The 19777-nt window shown below is 56.2% G+C and carries 14 protein-coding genes and 1 pseudogene; 7 read left to right on the top strand and 8 right to left on the bottom strand.

The window, feature by feature from the left end:
• Positions 1-156: 156 nt before the first annotated feature.
• The gene (gene uvrA, locus ACT3T6_RS04095; RefSeq protein ID WP_193053665.1) at positions 157-3000 is read right to left on the bottom strand and encodes an excinuclease ABC subunit UvrA; all 2844 of its coding nucleotides are present in this window, start codon (positions 2998-3000) and stop codon (positions 157-159) included.
• A gap of 169 nt (positions 3001-3169) precedes the next feature.
• Between uvrA and ACT3T6_RS04100 the strand changes: the two genes are divergently transcribed.
• From ACT3T6_RS04100 to ACT3T6_RS04115, 4 genes are all read left to right on the top strand, one after another.
• Entirely contained in the window at positions 3170-4546 is a 1377-nt protein-coding gene (locus ACT3T6_RS04100; protein ID WP_172117745.1) for an MFS transporter, read from the top strand.
• Between the two features lie 102 nt (positions 4547-4648).
• Entirely contained in the window at positions 4649-5329 is a 681-nt protein-coding gene (locus tag ACT3T6_RS04105; RefSeq protein ID WP_193053664.1) for a single-stranded DNA-binding protein, read from the top strand.
• A gap of 51 nt (positions 5330-5380) precedes the next feature.
• Positions 5381-6271 (top strand): sugar nucleotide-binding protein, encoded by an 891-nt coding sequence (locus tag ACT3T6_RS04110; protein ID WP_193053663.1) that lies wholly within the window; start codon positions 5381-5383, stop codon positions 6269-6271.
• Positions 6268-7011: a lysophospholipid acyltransferase family protein gene (locus tag ACT3T6_RS04115; protein ID WP_172117742.1), complete on the top strand. Its 744-nt coding sequence runs from the start codon at positions 6268-6270 to the stop codon at positions 7009-7011. The genes ACT3T6_RS04110 and ACT3T6_RS04115 overlap by 4 nt, the downstream gene beginning before the upstream one ends.
• 116 nt (positions 7012-7127) lie before the next feature.
• Here ACT3T6_RS04115 and fabB read toward each other — a convergent pair whose 3' ends face one another.
• The gene (fabB, locus tag ACT3T6_RS04120; protein WP_193053662.1) at positions 7128-8345 is read right to left on the bottom strand and encodes a beta-ketoacyl-ACP synthase I; all 1218 of its coding nucleotides are present in this window, start codon (positions 8343-8345) and stop codon (positions 7128-7130) included.
• A 12-nt stretch (positions 8346-8357) separates the two neighbouring features.
• On the bottom strand, positions 8358-8873 hold the full coding sequence (fabA, locus tag ACT3T6_RS04125) for a 3-hydroxyacyl-[acyl-carrier-protein] dehydratase FabA (RefSeq protein WP_172117740.1): 516 nt from the start codon (positions 8871-8873) through the stop codon (positions 8358-8360).
• Between the two features lie 374 nt (positions 8874-9247).
• Between fabA and ACT3T6_RS04130 the strand changes: the two genes are divergently transcribed.
• Entirely contained in the window at positions 9248-11086 is a 1839-nt protein-coding gene (locus tag ACT3T6_RS04130; protein WP_193053661.1) for a putative bifunctional diguanylate cyclase/phosphodiesterase, read from the top strand.
• Here ACT3T6_RS04130 and phrB read toward each other — a convergent pair.
• Together phrB and ACT3T6_RS04140 are read right to left on the bottom strand one after the other, a co-directional pair.
• Positions 11083-12507 (bottom strand): deoxyribodipyrimidine photo-lyase, encoded by a 1425-nt coding sequence (phrB, locus tag ACT3T6_RS04135; protein ID WP_193053660.1) that lies wholly within the window; start codon positions 12505-12507, stop codon positions 11083-11085. The two genes, ACT3T6_RS04130 and phrB, sit on opposite strands and share 4 nt — an antisense overlap.
• A 102-nt stretch (positions 12508-12609) precedes the next feature.
• Positions 12610-13530, bottom strand: coding sequence for a MerR family transcriptional regulator (locus ACT3T6_RS04140; protein WP_193053659.1), 921 nt, complete (start codon positions 13528-13530; stop codon positions 12610-12612).
• Positions 13531-14005: 475 nt separating this feature from the next.
• On the opposite strand from ACT3T6_RS04140, the gene ACT3T6_RS04145 reads away from it, so the two are divergent.
• Positions 14006-14917 carry a TIGR01777 family oxidoreductase gene (locus ACT3T6_RS04145; protein WP_193053658.1) on the top strand — a complete coding sequence of 304 codons (912 nt, stop codon included), beginning with the start codon at positions 14006-14008 and terminating at the stop codon, positions 14915-14917.
• 4 nt (positions 14918-14921) lie between these two features.
• Here the strand turns inward: ACT3T6_RS04145 and rapA are convergent, their stop codons facing one another.
• Both rapA and ACT3T6_RS04155 read right to left on the bottom strand, forming a co-directional pair.
• Complete coding sequence (gene rapA / locus ACT3T6_RS04150; RefSeq protein WP_193053657.1) at positions 14922-17867, bottom strand: RNA polymerase-associated protein RapA; 2946 nt, start codon at positions 17865-17867, stop codon at positions 14922-14924.
• A gap of 115 nt (positions 17868-17982) precedes the next feature.
• Complete coding sequence (locus ACT3T6_RS04155; protein ID WP_172117734.1) at positions 17983-18786, bottom strand: TlpA disulfide reductase family protein; 804 nt, start codon at positions 18784-18786, stop codon at positions 17983-17985.
• Between the two features lie 67 nt (positions 18787-18853).
• Here ACT3T6_RS04155 and ACT3T6_RS04160 point away from each other — a divergent pair, with 67 nt between their 5' ends.
• The gene (locus tag ACT3T6_RS04160) at positions 18854-19090 is read left to right on the top strand and encodes a hypothetical protein (RefSeq protein ID WP_193053656.1); all 237 of its coding nucleotides are present in this window, start codon (positions 18854-18856) and stop codon (positions 19088-19090) included.
• 264 nt (positions 19091-19354) lie between these two features.
• On the opposite strand, the pseudogene ACT3T6_RS04165 reads toward ACT3T6_RS04160, so the two are convergent.
• A pseudogene (locus tag ACT3T6_RS04165) lies at positions 19355-19774 on the bottom strand (ATP-binding cassette domain-containing protein); the annotation flags it as partial.
• Positions 19775-19777: the final 3 nt, after the last annotated feature.

The raw sequence follows: 19777 nt of genomic DNA on the forward strand, positions 1-19777 counted from the left end.
AGTGTTGCCTAACAAATATCAAGTTATTTGGCGAATGACGATAAGCAATTAATCGCGCACTGCACTGCCCGATGACCTTGATACAGGGGCGAATCGGCTAAATTATGGCATAAAATCACGTTCAGGGTGGGCGCATGCCCACCCTGAAACGCCCGATTACGAAGCGGCGCGGTTGCCGCGTTCAAGTAGCGGAGAGAGAAAGCGTCCGGTATGTGAAACGTGCTGCTTGACGATCTGTTCCGGCGTGCCTTCGGCGATGATTTGCCCGCCGCCGGAACCGCCTTCCGGGCCCAGGTCGACAATCCAGTCAGCCGTCTTGATCACATCCAGGTTGTGCTCGATGACCACGATGGTATTGCCGTGGTCGCGCAAACGATGCAATACGGTCAGTAGCTGACGAATATCTTCAAAATGAAGCCCGGTTGTAGGTTCATCCAGGATATACAGCGTCTTGCCGGTGTCACGTTTGGCAAGCTCACGAGCAAGTTTGACCCGCTGCGCCTCGCCACCTGACAGTGTGGTGGCGCTCTGGCCCAAGCGGATGTAGGAAAGCCCTACATCCAGTAACGTTTGCAGGCGGCGCGCGATCGCCGGTACCGGGCTAAAGAACTCAAGCGCATCCTCAACCGTCATCTCCAACACTTCGTGGATCGTTTTACCCTTGTAGTGGATATCCAACGTCTCGCGGTTATAGCGCTTGCCTTTACAAACGTCACACGGCACATAGATATCCGGCAAAAAGTGCATCTCGACCTTAATCATGCCTTCGCCCTGGCACGCCTCGCAGCGCCCGCCCTTAACGTTGAAGCTAAAGCGGCCTGGCTTGTAGCCACGCGAGCGAGCTTCCTGGGTACCGGCAAACAGCTCACGGATAGGTGTGAAAATGCCGGTATAGGTGGCGGGGTTGGAGCGTGGTGTGCGGCCAATTGGGCTTTGATCAATATCGATCACTTTATCAAGCTGATCGAGCCCTTCGATTTTCTCGTAAGGCGCAGCCGTCAAGGTTGTTGCGCGATTCAGCTCCCGCGCGGCAATCGGCATTAGCGTGCCGTTGATCAGTGTGGATTTACCCGACCCGGATACGCCGGTAATTGCAATGAACAGCCCCAGTGGCAGGCTGAGCGTTACATCCTGCAGGTTATTGCCAGTGGCACCGCGTAGCACCAGCTGTTTTTCGGGGTTGCCGGGAATACGGTAGGGCGGCACGCTGATCTCGCGGGTGCCGGTTAAGTACTGGCCGGTCAGCGAGTTGGGGTTGTCCATAACGTCCTGAGGCGTGCCCTGGGCGACAATCTCGCCACCGTGCACACCGGCGCCTGGGCCAATGTCCAATACGTGGTCAGCGGCGCGAATGGCATCTTCGTCATGCTCTACCACAATCACGGTGTTGCCCAAGTCGCGCAGGCGCTCCAGGGTCTTTAATAGCCGGTCGTTGTCGCGCTGGTGCAAGCCAATGGAGGGTTCATCAAGAATGTACATGACACCCACCAACCCCGCGCCAATCTGGCTTGCCAGGCGAATCCGCTGGGCTTCGCCGCCGGAAAGGGTGTCGGCGCTACGCTCAAGGTTCAGGTAATCAAGCCCCACGTTAACCAGAAACTCCAGGCGGGCCTGGATCTCGTGAACAATTTTGTCGGCAATTTCACCTTTGCGGCCAGGCAGGCTAAGCGTTGCAAAGTAACGCTGCGCCTCGCCAATCGGTGTGCGCACTACGTCGGCGATATTACGGTCATCCACAAACACATGACGCGACTCTTTGCGCAATCGCGTACCGTGACACGTGGCGCAGGGCTGCAGGGCGATGTACTTGGCCAGGTCTTCGCGCACCATGTTGGACTCGGTTTCCCGATAACGGCGCTGCATATTGGGCAGCACACCCTCAAAGGCATGCTCGCGAGTGACCTTGCGCCCCCGGTCGCCTACATAGGCAAAGGGAATCTGTTCATCACCGCTGCCGCTAAGAATGATGTCACGTTCGTGACGCGCCAAATCTTTCCAGGGCGTTTCCAGCTCAAACTGATAGTGCTTGGCGAGCGCTTGTAACTGAGTGAAATAATAAATATTGCGCCGATCCCAGCCTTTAATCACGCCTTCTGCTAACGAGAGCTCAGGATGGCTAATCAGCTTTTCAGGGTCAAAATACTGCTGTATGCCTAAACCATCACAGGTCGGGCAGGCACCCGCAGGGTTGTTGAACGAGAACATTCGGGGTTCAAGTTCTGACAGAGAATAGCCGCAGACCGGGCAGGCAAAGCGTGATGAAAACGCCATGTCTTCCTGCTCGCCGTCCATAAAATGAATCATGGCGGTGCCATCGGCGAGATTGATGGCCGTCTCAAAAGATTCTGCCAGGCGCTGGGCGATATCGTCGCGCACTTTGAAACGATCAACCACAACGCTGATGTCGTGCTTTTTACGTTTATCCAGCGGTGCGATATCGTCAAGTTCCAGCACTTGGCCGTCGATTAACGCACGCACAAACCCTTGAGCGCGAAGCTCGGCAAGCAGCTGTAAGTGTTCTCCCTTGCGGCCTTTAACCACAGGTGCCAACAGCATTAGCTTGGTGCCCTCGGCCAGATTCATTACCTGGTCGACCATCTGTGAAATGGTTTGGGCTTCAAGCTCTTCGCCGTGTTCTGGGCAGCGTGGGGTGCCCGCACGGGCAAACAGCAAGCGCAGGTAGTCGTATATTTCGGTGATGGTACCCACGGTTGAGCGCGGGTTGTGAGAGGTGGATTTCTGCTCAATGGAGATTGCAGGCGAAAGTCCCGCGATGTGATCCACATCGGGTTTCTCCATCATCGACAGGAACTGGCGCGCATAGGTAGAGAGCGACTCTACATAGCGTCGCTGCCCTTCGGCATACAGCGTATCGAACGCCAGCGACGATTTTCCCGAACCGGATAGGCCGGTAATCACAATCAGCTTGTCGCGGGGCAGTTCCACATCGATCTGCTTGAGGTTGTGGGTGCGTGCACCCCTGACCAGAATGCTGTCCATCAACACCTCGACTCGCGCGGCAAAAAAGTAATTATACGTTTGCCACCCCCTCTCGGCAAAAACGCTTTGTTATCCGTTAACGCAGGACGGCGTTTCCAGCGTGGTTGCAAACCGCTAGAATGGGGGGTTATCCGAGAAAATTACCTTATCCACCATACACAAGGGCATTATGCGCAAGGTTTCCGCACTGCTAATGGCCTCTGAGCGTCGTGCAATCAGCGGCTTGGCTGGGCTTTATGCGTCTCGTATGTTGGGGCTTTTCATGGTGTTGCCGGTGCTGGCGCTGTATGCCGACGCGCTTGAAGGGGCGACACCCTTGCTGGTGGGCTTTGCATTAGGTGTTTATGGGCTTACCCAGGCCATACTGCAAATCCCCTTTGGTTGGCTGTCCGACCGCATTGGGCGTAAACGGGTTATCGCCTTTGGGCTGCTTGTTTTCGCCATAGGCAGTGTGGTGGCCGCGATGGCCGACTCCATCGGAGGGGTTATTATTGGGCGAGCCTTGCAGGGCGGTGGTGCGGTGGCGGCGGCCATCATGGCACTGCTTGCCGACCAAACGCGCGAACAGGTGCGTACGGCGGCAATGGCGACCATCGGGCTGTCGATTGGCATCTCGTTTGGTATTGCCATGGTCGTGGGCCCTTGGCTTGCCTCATGGGCGGGGCTTTCCGGCGTGTTCTGGTTTACCGCGCTGCTAACCCTTTTAGGGCTAGTCGTTCTGTGGCGCTGGGTGCCGCCCGCTCCTCGGCGGCTGCGCCACCGTGATGTGGGGATGGATCGTCAGCAGGTTAAAAGTGTGATTATGCGCCCTGATCTGTGGCGTCTGGACCTGTCGATTTTTACACTACATCTGGTGCTGATGGCTATTTTTGTCGCGGTGCCCTTTCGGTTGCAGGAAGCCGGCATACCGCTGGCGCATCACGGTTTGGCGTACCTGGGCATTATGGGGCTTTCATTTGTTGCCATGGTGCCGCTCATGATAGTGGCCGAGAAAAAGCAGCAGATTAAAGTCGTATGCCTGTTGGCTATTGGCGCCATTACGGTAAGCCTGGGCGGGCTTGGGTCGTCGTTCTCTCATGGGCACTGGCTGTTTGTTGGGCTGTTTATTTTCTTTACCGGTTTTAATCTGCTGGAAGCGACGCTGCCATCAATGCTCAGTAAGCTTGCTCCCGCTGGCGCTAAAGGCACCGCCATGGGCGTGTACTCTACAAGCCAGTTTTTAGGGGCTTTTCTGGGCGGTACGCTGGGAGGGCTATTGGCGAATGTGTGGGGCCTTGATGCCGTTTTTATCGGCTGTGCGGCACTGGCTCTGCTATGGTGGCTTGCGATGTGGAAAATGCCCTCACCACCGCCGCTCTCCAGCGAGGTGGTGGACTTAAATGACGCGCTGCCAGATACGCTGGATGTATTGATGGAGCGGCTGGCAGAGGTTGTGGGCGTCGAAGATGTCATGCTGGTGCCCGAAGAACATCTGGTCTATTTAAAAGTGAATCGTCAGCAGCTTGATAGGGCGGCACTGGCCAGGCTGATTCCCCCCAAATCTTAATGCGGCTGGCTGCCAGCCGCAGGCAATAATCAGTGGTATCGGCAGTGTAGGCATGATCGCGTCGATGTTTATCTATACGTAACACAATGGAAGGAGCGCCTTATGGCTCGCGGTATCAACAAAGTGATTCTGATCGGTAACCTCGGGCAAGATCCTGAGGTGCGCTTTACGCCCAGCGGTACGGCAGTGGCCAACTTGAATCTGGCCACCTCTGATACGTGGATGGACCGCCAAAGCGGCCAGCGCCAGGAGCGTACTGAGTGGCACCGGATCGTGCTGTTTAATAAGACGGCTGAAATTGCCCAGCAGTATTTGAAAAAAGGCTCCAAGGTCTATATCGAAGGGCGCTTGCAAACCCGTAAATGGCAGGATCAAAACGGCCAGGATCGTTACAGCACTGAAATCGTTGCCAACGATATGCAGATGCTGGATGGCCGTTCCGGCGACTTCCAGGGTGGCGGTGCATCGCAGAATAATTACCCTGGTAACCAGGGCGGCATGGCTCAAGGCGCGGCGCCTCAAGGGGGATATCCCCAGCAAGGTGGTGCTCCACAGGGCAATAACTTTGGCGGCCAAGGGTATGGCAATAACAACCCGGGCAACCAGGGCCAGGGCAATCCTCAGCAGGGTGGTCAGCAGGCTCCTCGCCCCCAACCTGCGCCCCAGCAGGCCCAGCCCGCTCACCAGGGAAATGCTGCCCCCCAGCAAGGCCAACAGAACAGCAACTATGGCGCGCCTGATCCGGGTAGCTTTGACGATTTCGACGACGAAATCCCGTTCTAAAGCGGCTGATCAAGCCCATTACGCTATGTTCGTTGATAGAAGGGGTCTGTCTTGAAACTGCTAATACTGAATTCCGGGCACTGCTTAAGTTTGGCACTGGCCCGGGAAGTAAGCCGTCGTGCGGATATGGAGCTGGTGATTGAGCAGGACACCACCATAACGGCGGCGCAGTTACACGAGATTGCCCCGGATGCGGTGGTTATTCCAGCGCTGGCGCAGCCGCTGAACATGACACCCGCCGAGGTAGGCGCACATGCCGACGCGGTTGACAGCTGCCTGGAGGCATGTCTTGCGCAGTCGGTGCCGCTGGTGTGGTGTGTTTCAGACCAGCTCTATGAGGATGGCTTTGATGAGCCTATCGACGAGCACGTAGTACCGACTCCGCGTGATGAGTGTTTGCGGCGTCTGGTTGCCACGGGTGACCGTATTCGGGCCGAGCACCATCACCATCTGATCATTCGTCTGGGTCCCTTGTTTGCGCTTGAAGGTAGCCACGCCTGGTTGAATGAAATGCTGGATAGCCTGGTGACAGGGCAAAGTGTGCGGGCCGCAGAAGATGTCGTGTGTTGCCCAACGTCAGCCGATGCGGTCGCTATGGCACTGGTAGGCATGCTTCAGCAGCAGGCGTGTGGCGCCAACGCGTGGGGGGCCTACCATTTGGCAGGCACTGAACCTGTCAGTGTGTTTACGTTTAGCTCCATGGTGCGTACTCAGTTGGCAACGCATCTGGAAGGCCGTGGTGAGCAAATTGAGCTTGGCGAAGTCACGGCCCTTAATCATCATCACGATGCAAAACTGCGGCGTGTTTTAAATTGTCGCCGGGTGCTGGATGTCTTTGGTGTGCATCAAAAGCCGTGGCGGCTAGAGGTGGGGCGTATGCTGGATGCCTGGTGTTTAACGCGTGATGGCCAGCAAGACGCTAGTACAGGAGAGTCCGTTTGACCAATGTGGTTCGTAGCCTGGTGTTTTATGCCGGGTACTTTCTTGCCATGCTGATTATTGGCGTGCTGTTTCTACCCATCGCCCCTTTTTTACCGTTGGCAGGCCGCTACCGGCTGTTGAACCTGTATAACCACTTTTTAGTGGCCTGGTTTCAACTAGCCTGTGGGGTTCGCTACGATATTCAGGGGCGCGAGCGTATTCCGGATGGGCCTTGTGTGATTCAGGCGAACCATCAGTGCGAGTGGGAAACGGTTTTTCTTCAAGTCATGAAGCCGCCGGTATGCACGGTGCTTAAGCAGGAGCTTCTGCATATCCCGATTTTTGGCTGGGGATTGCGCCTGCTAAAACCGATTAGCCTGGACCGTTCCAAGCCCGCGCGTGCCTTGAAACAGGTGCTGACGCAAGGTGTGGAGCGGCTAGGAACGGGTCTTTCAGTGCTGATTTTCCCGGAAGGAACGCGAGTCGACCCCGGTGTGCGTAAGCGCTATAACAAGAGCGGCAGCGTGGTGGCTTGCCGCGCGGGTGTGCCGGTGCTACCAATCGCACATAACGCAGGCGAACGCTGGCCTGGGCGCCACTGGGTGAAGCAGCCTGGGGTGCTGCGGGTACGCATTGGTCCGCCAATTGAGACCGAAGGGCGCACACCTGATGAGGTACTGGCCGACGTTGAAGCCTGGATAGAGGCGCAGTTGCAGGAGATTTCAGAGGTGCCGCGCCCGTCGACTAGCCAAAGACCTTGAGCCGATAAAGGGCGGGTAGCTCGCCATGAATAGCGACAAACGCTAACAGCAAAAACGGCGCCTTGATAAGGCGCCGTTTTATTACTGCAACAACTCGTCAGCCATTAAGGCATTGCTCAGCCGTTATAGCGCTGGAAGACCAGGCAGGCATTAGTGCCGCCAAAACCAAAACTATTCGACAGGATGCGTTCAAGCGCCACATCGTCACGCCGTGTTGTCACAATATCAAAGCCGTCTGCCTGCTCGTCGAGGTGTTCAACATTGGCAGAGGCGGCAACAAAGTTGTGTTGCATCATCAGCAGTGAGTAGATGGCTTCCTGAACACCGGTAGCGCCCAGAGAGTGGCCCGTCAGCGACTTGGTTGAGCTCATCGCAGGCGTGGAGTTGCCAAACACGGCACGTACCGCTTTTAGCTCAGCTACATCGCCAACAGACGTTGAGGTGCCGTGAGTATTGATGTAGTCAATATCGCCTTCCACGGTCGCCATTGCCTGATGCATGCAGCGCACCGCGCCTTCGCCGGAAGGCGCGACCATGTCATGGCCGTCAGAGGTGGCGCCATAGCCTACCAGCTCGCCATATATTTTAGCGCCGCGGGCCTTGGCATGCTCCAGCTCTTCTAATACCAGCATGCCACCGCCGCCAGCGATAACAAAGCCATCGCGCGCTTGGTCGTAGGGGCGCGAGGCTTTTTCAGGCGTATCGTTGTAATGGGTAGAGAGCGCTCCCATGGCATCAAACAGGCACGAGAGGGTCCAGTGCTCCTCTTCACCGCCGCCGGCAAAAACCACGTCCTGCTTGCCGAGCTGAATCTGCTCCATCGCGCTGCCGATACAGTGTGCCGAGGTGGCACAGGCAGATGAGATTGAGTAGTTTACGCCTTTGATTTTAAACGGAGTTGCTAAACAGGCTGAGACCGTGCTGCCCATTGTGCGGGTAACGCGGTAAGGGCCAACGCGGCGCAAGCCTTTCTCACGCATGGCGTCAGCCGCTTCGACCTGATTAGCACTAGAAGCGCCGCCGGAGCCTGCAATAAGGCCGGTACGTTCGTTGGAAACCTGTTCTTCGGAAAGCCCTGAGTCTTCAATGGCCTGAGCCATGGATACATAGGCATACGCTGCAGCATCGCCCATAAAGCGGCGCAGTTTACGGTCGATAAGGGGGTCCAGATCGATATCGACACTGCCCGCAACATGGCTACGAAAGCCACGTTCAGCGTACTCTTCCTTAAAACGAATACCGCTGCGCCCGTTTTGGAGAGCGTCCAGGACCTGTTGCTGGTCGTTGCCTAAGCACGACACAATGCCAAGGCCGGTGACTACCACTCGTCGCATGGGAGCCTCCTGTTAGAAATTCGCAGTAGAGGTGAATAGGCCAACGCGTAAATCATTAGCCTGGTATATATCGCGTCCGTCGACGGAAACGGTGCCGTCAGCAATGCCCAAAATAAGTCGACGGGTAATAATACGCTTTATATTAATGCGGTAAGTTACTTTTTTCGCATCTGGCATGATCTGGCCACTGAATTTTACCTCGCCACAGCCAAGTGCGCGTCCGCGCCCTGGGTGACCCAGCCAACCCAGGTAGAAACCCACTAACTGCCACATGGCATCCAGGCCCAGGCAGCCGGGCATCACCGGATCACCTGGAAAGTGGCAGTCAAAAAACCACAGGTCAGGAGAGATATCCAGCTCGGCGATCAGCTCGCCTTTGCCGTACTCACCGCCTTCTTCATGAATGTGTGCGATACGGTCGAGCATTAGCATGTTGGGAGCCGGAAGCTGCGCGTTACCGGGTCCAAATAGCTCGCCGCGTGAGCAGGCCAGCAGTTCTTCGCGATCAAAGGAATGTTGCTTGGTCACTGAATCGTTCCGAGTTTCAAAATGATTGTTGGCCGCGTGCGGCACCTATAGCTGAGGTGTAGCACCGGAGCATAGCACGGAAATGCAGTGTCGAGACACGGCCCGCAAGGTCTAGCTAGTCTACTTCCCGAAACAGACGAATGCACGTAAGTCACTACCTATCGCGTACATCGAACGTTTTTTTATTAAGTAATAGAGGTTTTAAGGTAAGCTTTTACGCCCCATCGGCATCAGTAAGTTGGCCTGGATAAACGGCTTATTAACGTTATATGCGTTATTCAAGCCTTTGGTCCAGGACAGGATGGGTATGCTGCTAGAAAATTATGTTTATTTAATTAGTGTTAGTTTTTAGTGACAGGATATAGCGAACCGCCATGTGGCTACCAATTTCTCTTAATCGACCGTTGGTTTGGGTAGCATTAGCGGCGCTGCCAGCTTGTATCTGGTTAACCGATGCGATGTTACGCATGGTAGCTGCGAGCCTGGTTATTTTTGGGTTGTGGGATATGTGGTGCCAAGTGCGTCAGCAGCGCCAGCGTTATCAACTGTCCCAAAGCGCAATTAACCTGGCAAGCGATGCGATAGTGGTCTGTGATGCCGATAATCGGATCATGGCCGTTAATCCAGCCTTTACAGAAATTACCGGCTATAACAGCCAGGAAATAGTGGGCCGCAAGCTGGAAACACTGGCCGCTCCTCGTCACGATAAAGTGTTTTATCAAAACTTTTGGAGCACGCTAAAAGCGACGGGACGCTGGGAAGGGGAAATGTGGAATCGCCGCAAACACGGCGATGAGTATCCTGAATGGTTAAAAGTACGCGCGGTTACCGATAAACAGGGCAATATTAGCCACTTTATTAGCCTGTTCACCGATATCTCAGTGCAAAAAGCCCGCGAACATGATTTGCGGCGGATTGGATACGAAGACCCACTAACCGGCTTGCCCAACCGTCGCCGCCTGCACGACTTAATGACATCTCGCTTGCGCCATTTACGCGCAGGCGAGAGTTTAGATATTGCTCTGATCGATATCGATGGTTTGAAGTCGGTTAACGACAGCCTGGGCATCGAGCAAGGCGACCGCCTGCTGGCGTGTTTTGCCCAGCGGCTTGCAGGCTATGTCGCGGGTAGCGTGGTCGGGCGTTTGGGCGGTGATGAATTCATGGTTATCCGTACCACCACGTTTGATGATCACGACCCATGGATTGTATCACTGCGTGAGCATATGTGTCGGCCTTTTGAAGTGAGTGATCACCTGCTGCGTTTGGGCGTTACCATTGGCAGCTGCCGTGCTCCAGAAGATGGGCGTGATTCGGGGGTGCTTTTTCAGCGTTTGGAGTCGGCACTTTATAGTGCCAAACGATTAGGCCGTAACCATAGCCTGCGTTTTCGCCCGGCGCTGGATAAGCAGGATAACCCACAGCTTGCTCTGGTCAGTGACCTGCGTGCCGCGCTGATATCTGGTGATCAACTTGAGCTACATTACCAAACCCAGCACCACCCCGGCACCGGTGAGTTGTTGGGGATGGAGGCGCTATTACGCTGGCGCCATCCCTTGGATGGCATGATTTCACCGGGCGATTTTATCCCCTTGGCCGAACGCCATGGGTTAATGGCAGAACTGGGAAGCTGGGTGATTGAAAAGGCTTGCGCCCAGCAGGCCCATTGGCAACACAGCGGCATGTCAGGGTTGACCATCTGGGTCAATATTTCCGCGTTGCAGCTTTTCCAGGGCGATTTAGAGACGCAGCTAAACACCTGCTTAAAGCGCTACCAGCTGGAACCTTCGCAGATTGGCCTGGAGCTAACCGAGTCGGTACTGCTGGATGAACGCGCAGGCGATATGGGGCCTCGATTAAAAACGCTAAGTGAGCAGGGATATGCCATTGCCATTGATGACTTCGGAACCGGCTACTCGTCGCTTGGTTATCTTAAGCGGCTGCCGGTCGATAAAATCAAGCTGGATCGTGCGTTTATCCGAGAGCTACCCAATAGCAAAGCGGACGCCGCTATCGTCAAGGCGGTGCTCGCGATGGCCGAAGGTATGGGGCTTGACGTCGTCGCCGAAGGGGTCGAAACCCTGGAGCAGTGCCTGTTTCTGGTGGATGCGGGCTGCACTATCGTGCAAGGCTTCTATTTCGCCAGGCCGATGCCTGCCGCTGAGCTGGAACAGCGCTGGGCATCGCCACTCCTTGAAGCGGCCGCGGTCTAGCCGCCTGGCGATTTGGAAAGGGCTTTAAAGGCATCTAACGCCCGCTGACGAGCTGCCTTATGCTCAACGATGGGCTCAGGGTAATCCAATTGGGTAAGCATATCGTGCGGCGGCGCATGACGTGCCTTGGCTGGCAATGTGCCAAGCTCAGGGAGCCAGCGAGCAATAAACTCCCCGTCTGGGTCAAAGCGTTTGGATTGGGTGGTAGGGTTAAAGATTCGAAAATAAGGTGCTGAGTCGGTGCCTGTTGACGCCGCCCATTGCCAGCCACCGTTATTAGCGCAAAACTCACCGTCTACCAGGTGGCGCATAAAAAACGCCTCGCCGCGTCGCCAATCGATCAGCAAATGCTTGCTCAAAAACATCGCTGTCACCATGCGTAGTCGGTTATGCATCCATCCCGTGGCGACCAACTGGCGCATCGCGGCATCCACCAGTGGGTAGCCTGTGCGCCCTTCGCACCAGGCGTTAAAACCTGCGTCATCATCGCGCCAGGCAAGCTGTTGGGTATGCTTCTGGAACGGTTGATGGCGGCATACCTCAGGAAAGCCTACCGCAACGTGCTGATAAAACTCGCGCCAGATAAGCTCGTTGACCCATGTGGTAAGCCCGGCATCGCCATCGGCCAAGTGTCCGCTGTTCTCGCTCATCACCGCTTGCATGCACTGGCGGTGCGATATCATCCCCAGTGCGAGGTAGGGTGAAAGCTCGCTGGTGCCGCATACATTTGGAATGTCGCGTTGCTGGCGGTAGTGGCGGCCACGAAAACGTAAAAACCGTGCCAGGTAATCGCCTGCTATTTCCGCTCCAGCAGGCCATTGTTGATGATCGACCGGTGTGTCATCGAGCCTGGGGAGACCTGGTAATGTATCGCTTTTAATCGGTAAACGCTGTTGAGGTTCTGGCGTATCGCGTAAAGCCAGCTGTTCAGCACTGATCTGCTTATGCCAGGCCTTGGAAAAAGGCGTAAAAACACCGTAATAGTCGCCTTTGCCGGTTAGCAGCGTGCCGGGCGCGAACGCCACGCTGTCATGATACCCATGAGCGGTAATACCAGCTTCTTTAAAGGCGCCCAACACCGCGTTATCGCGCTGCTGTTCGTTTAACGGGTATTGGTAGTTAAAGTGTAGCTGTTTAACCGAGTACTCGCGGGCAATGTCGAGGAGCGCCTTGGGCGCCTCTCGATAGTGGCCGATGTCGCGGTGCAAGAGAGGAATGTTAAGCCCGTGAAGGGCATCTTTAACGGCCGCTACACCGCGCGCCCAAAAGTCGATCTTGTTAGCACCATGGTCGTGGGATTGCCACTGGGCCACGCTGCGAAGAAAGACGGCAATCACCGGGCCTTTAGTCGCCGCAGCAGCCAAGGCTGTGTTGTCATGAATGCGCAGATCGCTACGTAACCAAACTAATTGAACGTCCATGTTGCCTCCGGCGCGGTGAAAAACCATTTCAAAAACCATCTCCGTGCGGCCACTCATCTAACGACATTTAAAGCCCATCGCTGGCACAAGGGGTTAAATGGTCTATAAAACGCCAGACTCACGTAGCAGTGGGCGCAGGCGTGCAATGGCTTGGGGGAGCTCATCACCTAGCGTATGCACGGGGCTATCACGCAGCTCGCTATCACGCAGCCGGGCGACTTCACCGCAGATACCCAGTGGAACGCTAAGCGCCTCGGCTGCATTGGGTAGTACCGTATGAATATAGCTATCGCTTTCTCGCTGGCCGCTCGTTAGCAGCACCATTGAGGCATGTAGCCGAGTCACCGCTTGGGGCAATGCTTCAAGAGGCAGCGTGTGATCAAACATCTGTATACGGTAACCCTGCTCGCTGGCCATCAAGGCGACGATCAATACCCATAGAGGGCCTTGGTCGTCGGGCATGGCAGCCAGCAGCAGTAAAGGCCCACGCGTGGCCTGGTTCGCGTAATGAAGGCGTGTGCCCACTTGACTACGTAAAAAGGCTTCAAGTGTCCGTCGTGCCAAAATGTCTGGCTGAATCGTCCACTTGGCTTCCAGTGCCAGGATGACCGGCTGCCAGAGCTCGCTTACTGCTGTGCTTAGCGGGTACAGGGCCAGGCTCTGATAATAAAGCGTCTCAAGCCTGGGTAAGTCGAGCGCTTCTATCGCCACCTGCAGCTGCTGACGCTGGCTAATCCAATCGCCGGCATTGGGCGCGGGGGTTTCTACCGTTTCTGGCTGGTCAAGCAGGTCAACGACTTGGCTAACGGGAACGCCTCGGTTGAGCCACTGCAAAATACGTTCAATGCGGGTGATATCATCCTGGGCGTATAAGCGATGCCCTTTAGGTGTACGTTTAGGGCGAATCAAACCGTAGCGACGCTCCCAGGCGCGCAGGGTGACCGAATTCACACCCGTTAAACGGGAGACTTCCCGGATCGGATAGAGCGGGGTATCGGGTGGGTGGGTCGCCTTGATACTCATGGGCGCCTGTGCCTCTTGGTCGTCTGAAGCCGCAGGATACAAAAGGCTATTTGCATTCTCTGGGGCAAAAATGATTCACAATCCATGTTGTGTCGCTTGAATACACATAAAAATAACGCGCTATCGTAGCTCTCTTTGTACAACTTGTCGCTATCAGGTACAACCTTTGTCTGTACAGGAGGTCTTGGTGAAACGTCACGTCGGGCCTAAGTGTGTGATGTTACTGGGGTAGCTTACTTGTTATGCTTCTATAGCCAAGGGTTATATTGCTATCAACTTCTACATAGATACTACCAAAGCTATCCTTGGGAATGTTTAGGTGCGGTTAGTGTATAGGTAGTGTACTTAACGCTACATTAGTGAGTAGTAAGCCAACCTGAGTGTTTGCCGTGCTGGGAATGGCCTGCTATGCCTGGTGAAGAAGCAAGCGCGTGGCTAGCGCGTATTTGCGCGGCGTCACAACAGGAGCAACACCATGCGTATATTAGTCACCGGAGGCAGCGGTTTTGTCGGAAAACGCCTTTGCGAAAAGCTGCAAGGCCAAGGACATGCCGTACAAGTGGTATCAAGAGACCCGCAGAAAGCGCGTAAGCGGTTGCCTCGCGAGTGCGATATTCGCGCCAGCGTGCTTGATTTTTTAGCGGCGCCGCCCGAGGCAATCGTTAACCTCGCCGGTGAGCCGATTGCTGCTAAACGGTGGAGTGATGCGCAGAAAGAGACGCTTATTCAGTCACGCACCCACATGACTCACCAGCTCGTTACGCTATGTGAAGAGCTTCAGGCCAATGGGCAGCCCTTGCCTAAGGTGATGGTAAGTGGCTCGGCCATGGGCTACTACGGTGATCAAGGTAGGCGTGTCGTTACCGAAGACACTACCGCGCACGATGAATTTGCCCACCGGCTATGCGTTAAGTGGGAAGCCGCCGCAAAGCCTGTTGAAGCGCTCGGCGTACGTTTGGCGCTTCTGCGAACGGGGCTGGTGCTGGATGCAGGAGGTGGAGCACTCCAGAAAATGCTGCCGCCGTTTAAGCTGGGGCTAGGCGGACGTTTTGGCAGTGGTGAGCAGTATATGCCTTGGATTCATCGCGAGGATCTGGTGGACGCGATTGTGTTCCTGCTGGAAAAAGAGGACCTTAATGGCGCCTTTAACGGCAGTGCGCCGCACCCAGCCACTAATGCCGAGTTTTCCAAAACGCTAGCCAAACGGCTTAACCGCCCGGCCATACTCCCCGTGCCTGCCTTTGTGTTAAAAGCAGGCCTGGGGGAAATGTCTCGGCTGCTGCTAACCGGGGCTGACATGCGCCCGGCGCGCCTTATCGAGGCGGGGTTTGAATTTCAGTACCCGACACTCGATAAGGCGCTGGCCGAGATATTAAGGCGAGATTGAGCGCTTAGGCGTTGGGGTCAACGGTAATCACGACCCGAACGGAGTCCAGCCGCAGGCGAGTATTTTCTATCGCCTCGCTCAGCGCCTGGCGCTCCTGCTTCAGGGCATCCAGCTCTTCAGCGCGTACCGAGGGGTTATGCTCGGCTAGCGCTGTTAGGCGGGCAAGCTCGGCATCCAACTGGGCGCGCATGCGCGTTTCAGCGGCCTCTACAATACTGGGCAGCTCACGTTCTGCCTCGCCTTCACCCTGAATAAGCAGCTCACGCAACTGATCGTGGCGGCTTTTAATTAAATCCCGCGCTAGCGATTTATTGACCTTTTGCAGGTTTTTGCCAAGCCCCGTGAACGAGATTTTGCTGGTCAGGTTGGCACCTGATTCATCCAGCAGAACGCGTACGGCGGTGGGCGGCAAGAAGCGGTTAAGGTGCAGTGACTTCGGCGCCGGGCAGTGGGTGCGGAAGACAAGCTCTGCCATTAGCCGCCCACTGGGGATGGCCGTGTGACGCAGCAGTGCCAGGGCCGTGTTGCCCATGGTGCCGTCCAGAATACGCTCCATCATTTCGCGCAGCAGCGGATGCTCCCACGAAAGGCGTTGAATATCATCCCGCGCAAGCGCTTGGGCACGGCTATAGGTCGCAGTAAAGCCCTCTTCGCCTTTCACCAGGCCAGGCAGTCCGTCCAGCATATGCTGGCTGGGCTGCAAGTGAAGAAGCCCTTTGCCGATCTCCTGGCTGTCCACGCCAAATACGTCCAGCGCGCGCTCTACATAACGTGGGAGCGCGGTATCTTCATCCAACTCGCGTACAGCGCTAATCACCTCTTGGGCGCGTGCTGGCCGACAGGCGTTAAGTTCCAGCAGGCGGTTGCGCCCGGCATCGCGTTCGGCCAGCTTGGCGGTAAACATTTCCCGTGTTTCAACGATGATTTCGTCCAGCGTTTCATCGTCGAGAAGCGCATCGGCAAGTGCATCGCCAAAGGCCTCGTAGAGGTCGCTGCCGATGCCATGGGGGGCACTGAACGCATCCATGCCTTCGTTATACCAGCGCAGCAGCCGCTCGCCGGGGCTGCCAATAAAGCTGGGCACGTGAAGCTCAATGGCGTGCTTCTGGCCGATACGGTCCAGACGGCCAATGCGCTGCTCCAGTTGGTCAGGGTGCTGGGGCATATCGAACATGACCAAGTGGCGGCAGAACTGGAAGTTGCGCCCCTCTGAGCCAATCTCCGAGCAGACGAGTACCTGCACGCCCTCTTCTTCATCGGCAAAAGCGGCGGCGGCGCGGTCACGCTCAACCAGTGAAAGCCCTTCATGGAAGACCGGCGCCTGATAGCCGCCCAGCACGCGCAGCCCTTCAGCCAGCCCCTCGGCGGTTTCACGATGGTGGGCAATGACCAGTACTTTGTCGTTGGCAAAGCCTGTTTCGCTATCGTCGCTGAGCTTATCCAGCAGCCAGTTAACCCGTGGGTCGATATGCCACCAGGCTTCACCGTTGAGCGGATCGTTGCTGAGCTCACGGTACATGGCATCCGGATAGATCAAGACATCCGGATGATCCATGCCGGTTTCGATCAGCAGCTCGTCCAGGTAGTCGTCATCACGCTCCAGGCGGCGCAGCACGCGGCGATACGCGGAGGGTAGCTCAAGCGAGGAGAGGTGCAGGCGACGCTCGGGAAAGCCGCCAACATGACGGCGGCTATTGCGGAACATCACCCGCCCCGTGCCATGGCGGTCAAGCAAGGCGTCACGCAGTTGATGACGGGCCGCATCGTGCTGCTCTGTGCTGGCTTCAGCGTTACACAGCGTTGCCAGCAGCGCCTGGCTGTCGCGGTCGTCGGCGACGGCATCTATTCGGGCACGGGCATCCGGCGTGGCAGGCAATTCATCTAAAGCGTCAATGGCGCTGGCGACAGCGGTGTAGTGGCGCTCTTCGTCTTTGAAGCGCTCCAGGTCGTGATAGCGTTCGGCGTCCAGCAGGCGTAGGCGGGCAAAGTGGCTTTCAATACCCATTTGCTCAGGTGTGGCCGTTAACAGCAGCAGGCCAGGAATTTCAGCAGCGAGCTGCTCAACACATTGATAACCTGGGCCGCTACCCTCGGCGCTCCAGTCCAGGTGGTGAGCTTCATCGACAATCAGCAGGTCAAAACGGCTGGCTAGCGCCTGGTCCTGGCGATGAATGTTGGCAAACAGCCAGCCCTGGCTTGCCAGCACTAGCTGGGCGCTCTCAAACGGGTTGGCGCTGCCATGGGCCTGGCTTTGATGCTCATCAAGCAGGCTGACATTCAGCGAGAAGCGGCGCAGAAGCTCCACCAGCCACTGGTGGGTCAGGCTGTCGGGCACCAATATAAGCGCCCGCTCAATACGGCCGGTCAGCAGCAGGCGGTGCAGAATCAGTCCGGCTTCAATGGTTTTCCCCAGGCCTACTTCATCCGCCAGAAGCACGCGCGGTGCATGACGGCGAGCAACTTCGTCGGCGATATACAGCTGGTGCGGAATCAAATCGATGCGCGGCCCGGCAAAGCCCAGGGCGTTGTGCTGCTCGATGCGCTGGTGATGGTGCAGCGTCCGAAAGCGCAGATCAAACCAGTCGTTGCGGTCTACCTGGCCTGTCAGCAGGCGATCACGTGCCTGATCAAACTGCATGGTGTCAGCCAGCTTGGCTTCGGGAAGTTCGCGCGGCGTGCCTTCGCTGTCCTCACCGATATAGGTAATCAGGCCGTGAGACTCTTTGCTGTCATCAACGATCATCTGCCAGCCATCGGCCGACAGTACCCGATCGCCGCTGCCGAACATCACGCGGGTCAACGGCGCCTGGCGCGTGTTATAGGTTCGGGTTTCCTGGCTGGCACTGAACAAGATGGTAACGCTACGGAAGTCGCAGTTAAGCACGGTGCCAAGCCCAAGCTCGGCTTCGCCGTCGCTAATCCAGCGCTGGCCGGGTGAAAAATCGCTCATGATGCCTCGGGGAAGTCTACAAAAACGGGTCATACGCTGCCGAGGGCACGCCATCAGCAGCGGTAGGGCGGGGGATTCTAACGCAAAGGCGCCGGGGGATTAAGGTGTATCGGCGTCAATCTTCCAACCAGTGTTCAAGATGGGCACGGGTAAGCTCGCCAACGTGGATATCCAAGGTAGTGCCCTGGCCATCAAAAAGCACTGTAGTGGGTAGCCCGGGCGCTTCAAACAGGGCCATCAGCGTTTGGCCTGGGTCGCGCAGTGCATGGGTAAAATCCAACCCTTCTGCGTCCAAATAACGCACGATAGGCAACAAATCTTCCCCTTGGTTAACGACCGCGACGCTTACGCCTTCGCGCTGGGCAGCCTCTTCGAGTAATGGCATTTCGCGTCGGCAGGGTGGGCACCAGGTGGCCCAGAGGTTAACAATCACCCGGTCGCTGCCGTCTGCCAGGTCGGGCAGGTACACGTCGGCGCCGTCTACGTTTTCCAGGTGGATTTCGGGTAATTGGCTGACGGCAGATGCGCTACCCAAGGGCGACAGGGATACCAGCATAAGCCATAGACCCGAGGCGCAGAGCAGAATGACGGTGCTCCCAAGTAACGCTGAAAGCCGCTTGCGAAGCGTCCAAGCGGACCATAGCAAGCCGGTCAATAATCCGCCGATGCCGTGGTATCCCGGTTGCCAGACTTTAAGTGCATCAAGCGGATTGGCACTATAGCTCTCCAGGTGAAGCGTAATGTGCGCGATACGCGCCCCGATTAACCAGGCAAGGATTAGCCCGGTGAACCAGCGATTTAACAGTGGCGGTGGTAAGCGCAGTAAGTAACGCGCCGACAGTAGCACCAGCAGCGCACAGCCGATGGCGTATAACCTGGGTAATGAAATCAATAGCGGCCCAAGGGCAATGGCATTCATGGTCTTTCCGATAAGCAGGTACACTACGAGACCATACCACGTGAGTTGAAAATTACGGAGTCTGACTATGTCACAACCCGCCTTTGACGTGCTGCGCGCGCTGGCTATTGGTTCTCAGGCGTTGGGCCTGATCGTTATCATCACGCTGGAGACGCTATTGGAAAGTGCGGCACGGCCCTGGCAAGGACTCACCTTGGGCTTCATGTTAGCCGCGGCGCTAAGTATTGCGCTGGTGCGCGTGTACCGCCGTAATCGACAGCGTAAACAACAAGACCAGCGGGTGGGTAATAGCCGCCATGAGTAAAGGATGCAGGCGGTGGCTGGGTTGGCTAATGCTGTGCGTACTGCTCTTACAGATGGCGGTGCTTTAACGCCTGTTACGCTGGTTATAGATGCAGCGCGTAGTCGATAAACCATCAAAGTAGCGTTAGAAAGTGTTGCTTGTATTTTTAACGTTGTGGTTCCAAATTAGAGGAAGTTTCTGCGCTTGCGCAGGACGGGCTATCTCACTGGGAGCGACAAATAATATGATCAATAAGGCGCGCATTAGCCACTACCGTTGCGGCCCACCGGCGGGCTGATGGCGCTTCTCTACCAATGGCGGGAAAAACGCGTATACCTGCTCCAGCATGCGCTTGACGTTGTGGGGCTTGAGATAGGCGCCCATCTCCAGGTTTTCCTTAACGGTAAGGCTTGGGAAAATGTTTTTCTCCTGGGGGACAAAGCCCATTCCGCGCTCAACAAGTTTATTGGAGGCCAGGTTATGAATGGGCTCGCCGTTGAGCAGAATGTCGCCCTGACTAACGTTTAACAGTCCAAATACGGCTTTGAGCATGGTCGACTTGCCAGCGCCGTTGGGCCCTACAATAACGCCCACTTCATGGGCATAAAGTGACATGTTCACCCCGTTAAGGATGTTCATGGCGCCATAACCACCGTGCACGTTGCGTGCCTCAAGCAGTGGCGTCGTTGATGTTGTTAATGACATGGC

The organism is Halomonas sp. 72 (assembly GCF_052379785.1).
GTDB lineage: Bacteria > Pseudomonadota > Gammaproteobacteria > Pseudomonadales > Halomonadaceae > Vreelandella > Vreelandella citrativorans.

Coding starts and splice junctions, on each gene's coding strand:
- ACT3T6_RS04100 (WP_172117745.1), top strand. CDS start 3,170: ATGCGCAAGGTTTCCGCACTGCTAATGGCCTCTGAGCGTCGTGCAATC.
- ACT3T6_RS04145 (WP_193053658.1), top strand. CDS start 14,006: ATGCGTATATTAGTCACCGGAGGCAGCGGTTTTGTCGGAAAACGCCTT.
- ACT3T6_RS04160 (WP_193053656.1), top strand. CDS start 18,854: ATGTCACAACCCGCCTTTGACGTGCTGCGCGCGCTGGCTATTGGTTCT.
- ACT3T6_RS04130 (WP_193053661.1), top strand. CDS start 9,248: ATGTGGCTACCAATTTCTCTTAATCGACCGTTGGTTTGGGTAGCATTA.
- fabB (WP_193053662.1), bottom strand. CDS start 8,345: ATGCGACGAGTGGTAGTCACCGGCCTTGGCATTGTGTCGTGCTTAGGC.
- ACT3T6_RS04140 (WP_193053659.1), bottom strand. CDS start 13,530: ATGAGTATCAAGGCGACCCACCCACCCGATACCCCGCTCTATCCGATC.
- ACT3T6_RS04105 (WP_193053664.1), top strand. CDS start 4,649: ATGGCTCGCGGTATCAACAAAGTGATTCTGATCGGTAACCTCGGGCAA.
- uvrA (WP_193053665.1), bottom strand. CDS start 3,000: ATGGACAGCATTCTGGTCAGGGGTGCACGCACCCACAACCTCAAGCAG.
- ACT3T6_RS04155 (WP_172117734.1), bottom strand. CDS start 18,786: ATGAATGCCATTGCCCTTGGGCCGCTATTGATTTCATTACCCAGGTTA.
- phrB (WP_193053660.1), bottom strand. CDS start 12,507: ATGGACGTTCAATTAGTTTGGTTACGTAGCGATCTGCGCATTCATGAC.
- rapA (WP_193053657.1), bottom strand. CDS start 17,867: ATGAGCGATTTTTCACCCGGCCAGCGCTGGATTAGCGACGGCGAAGCC.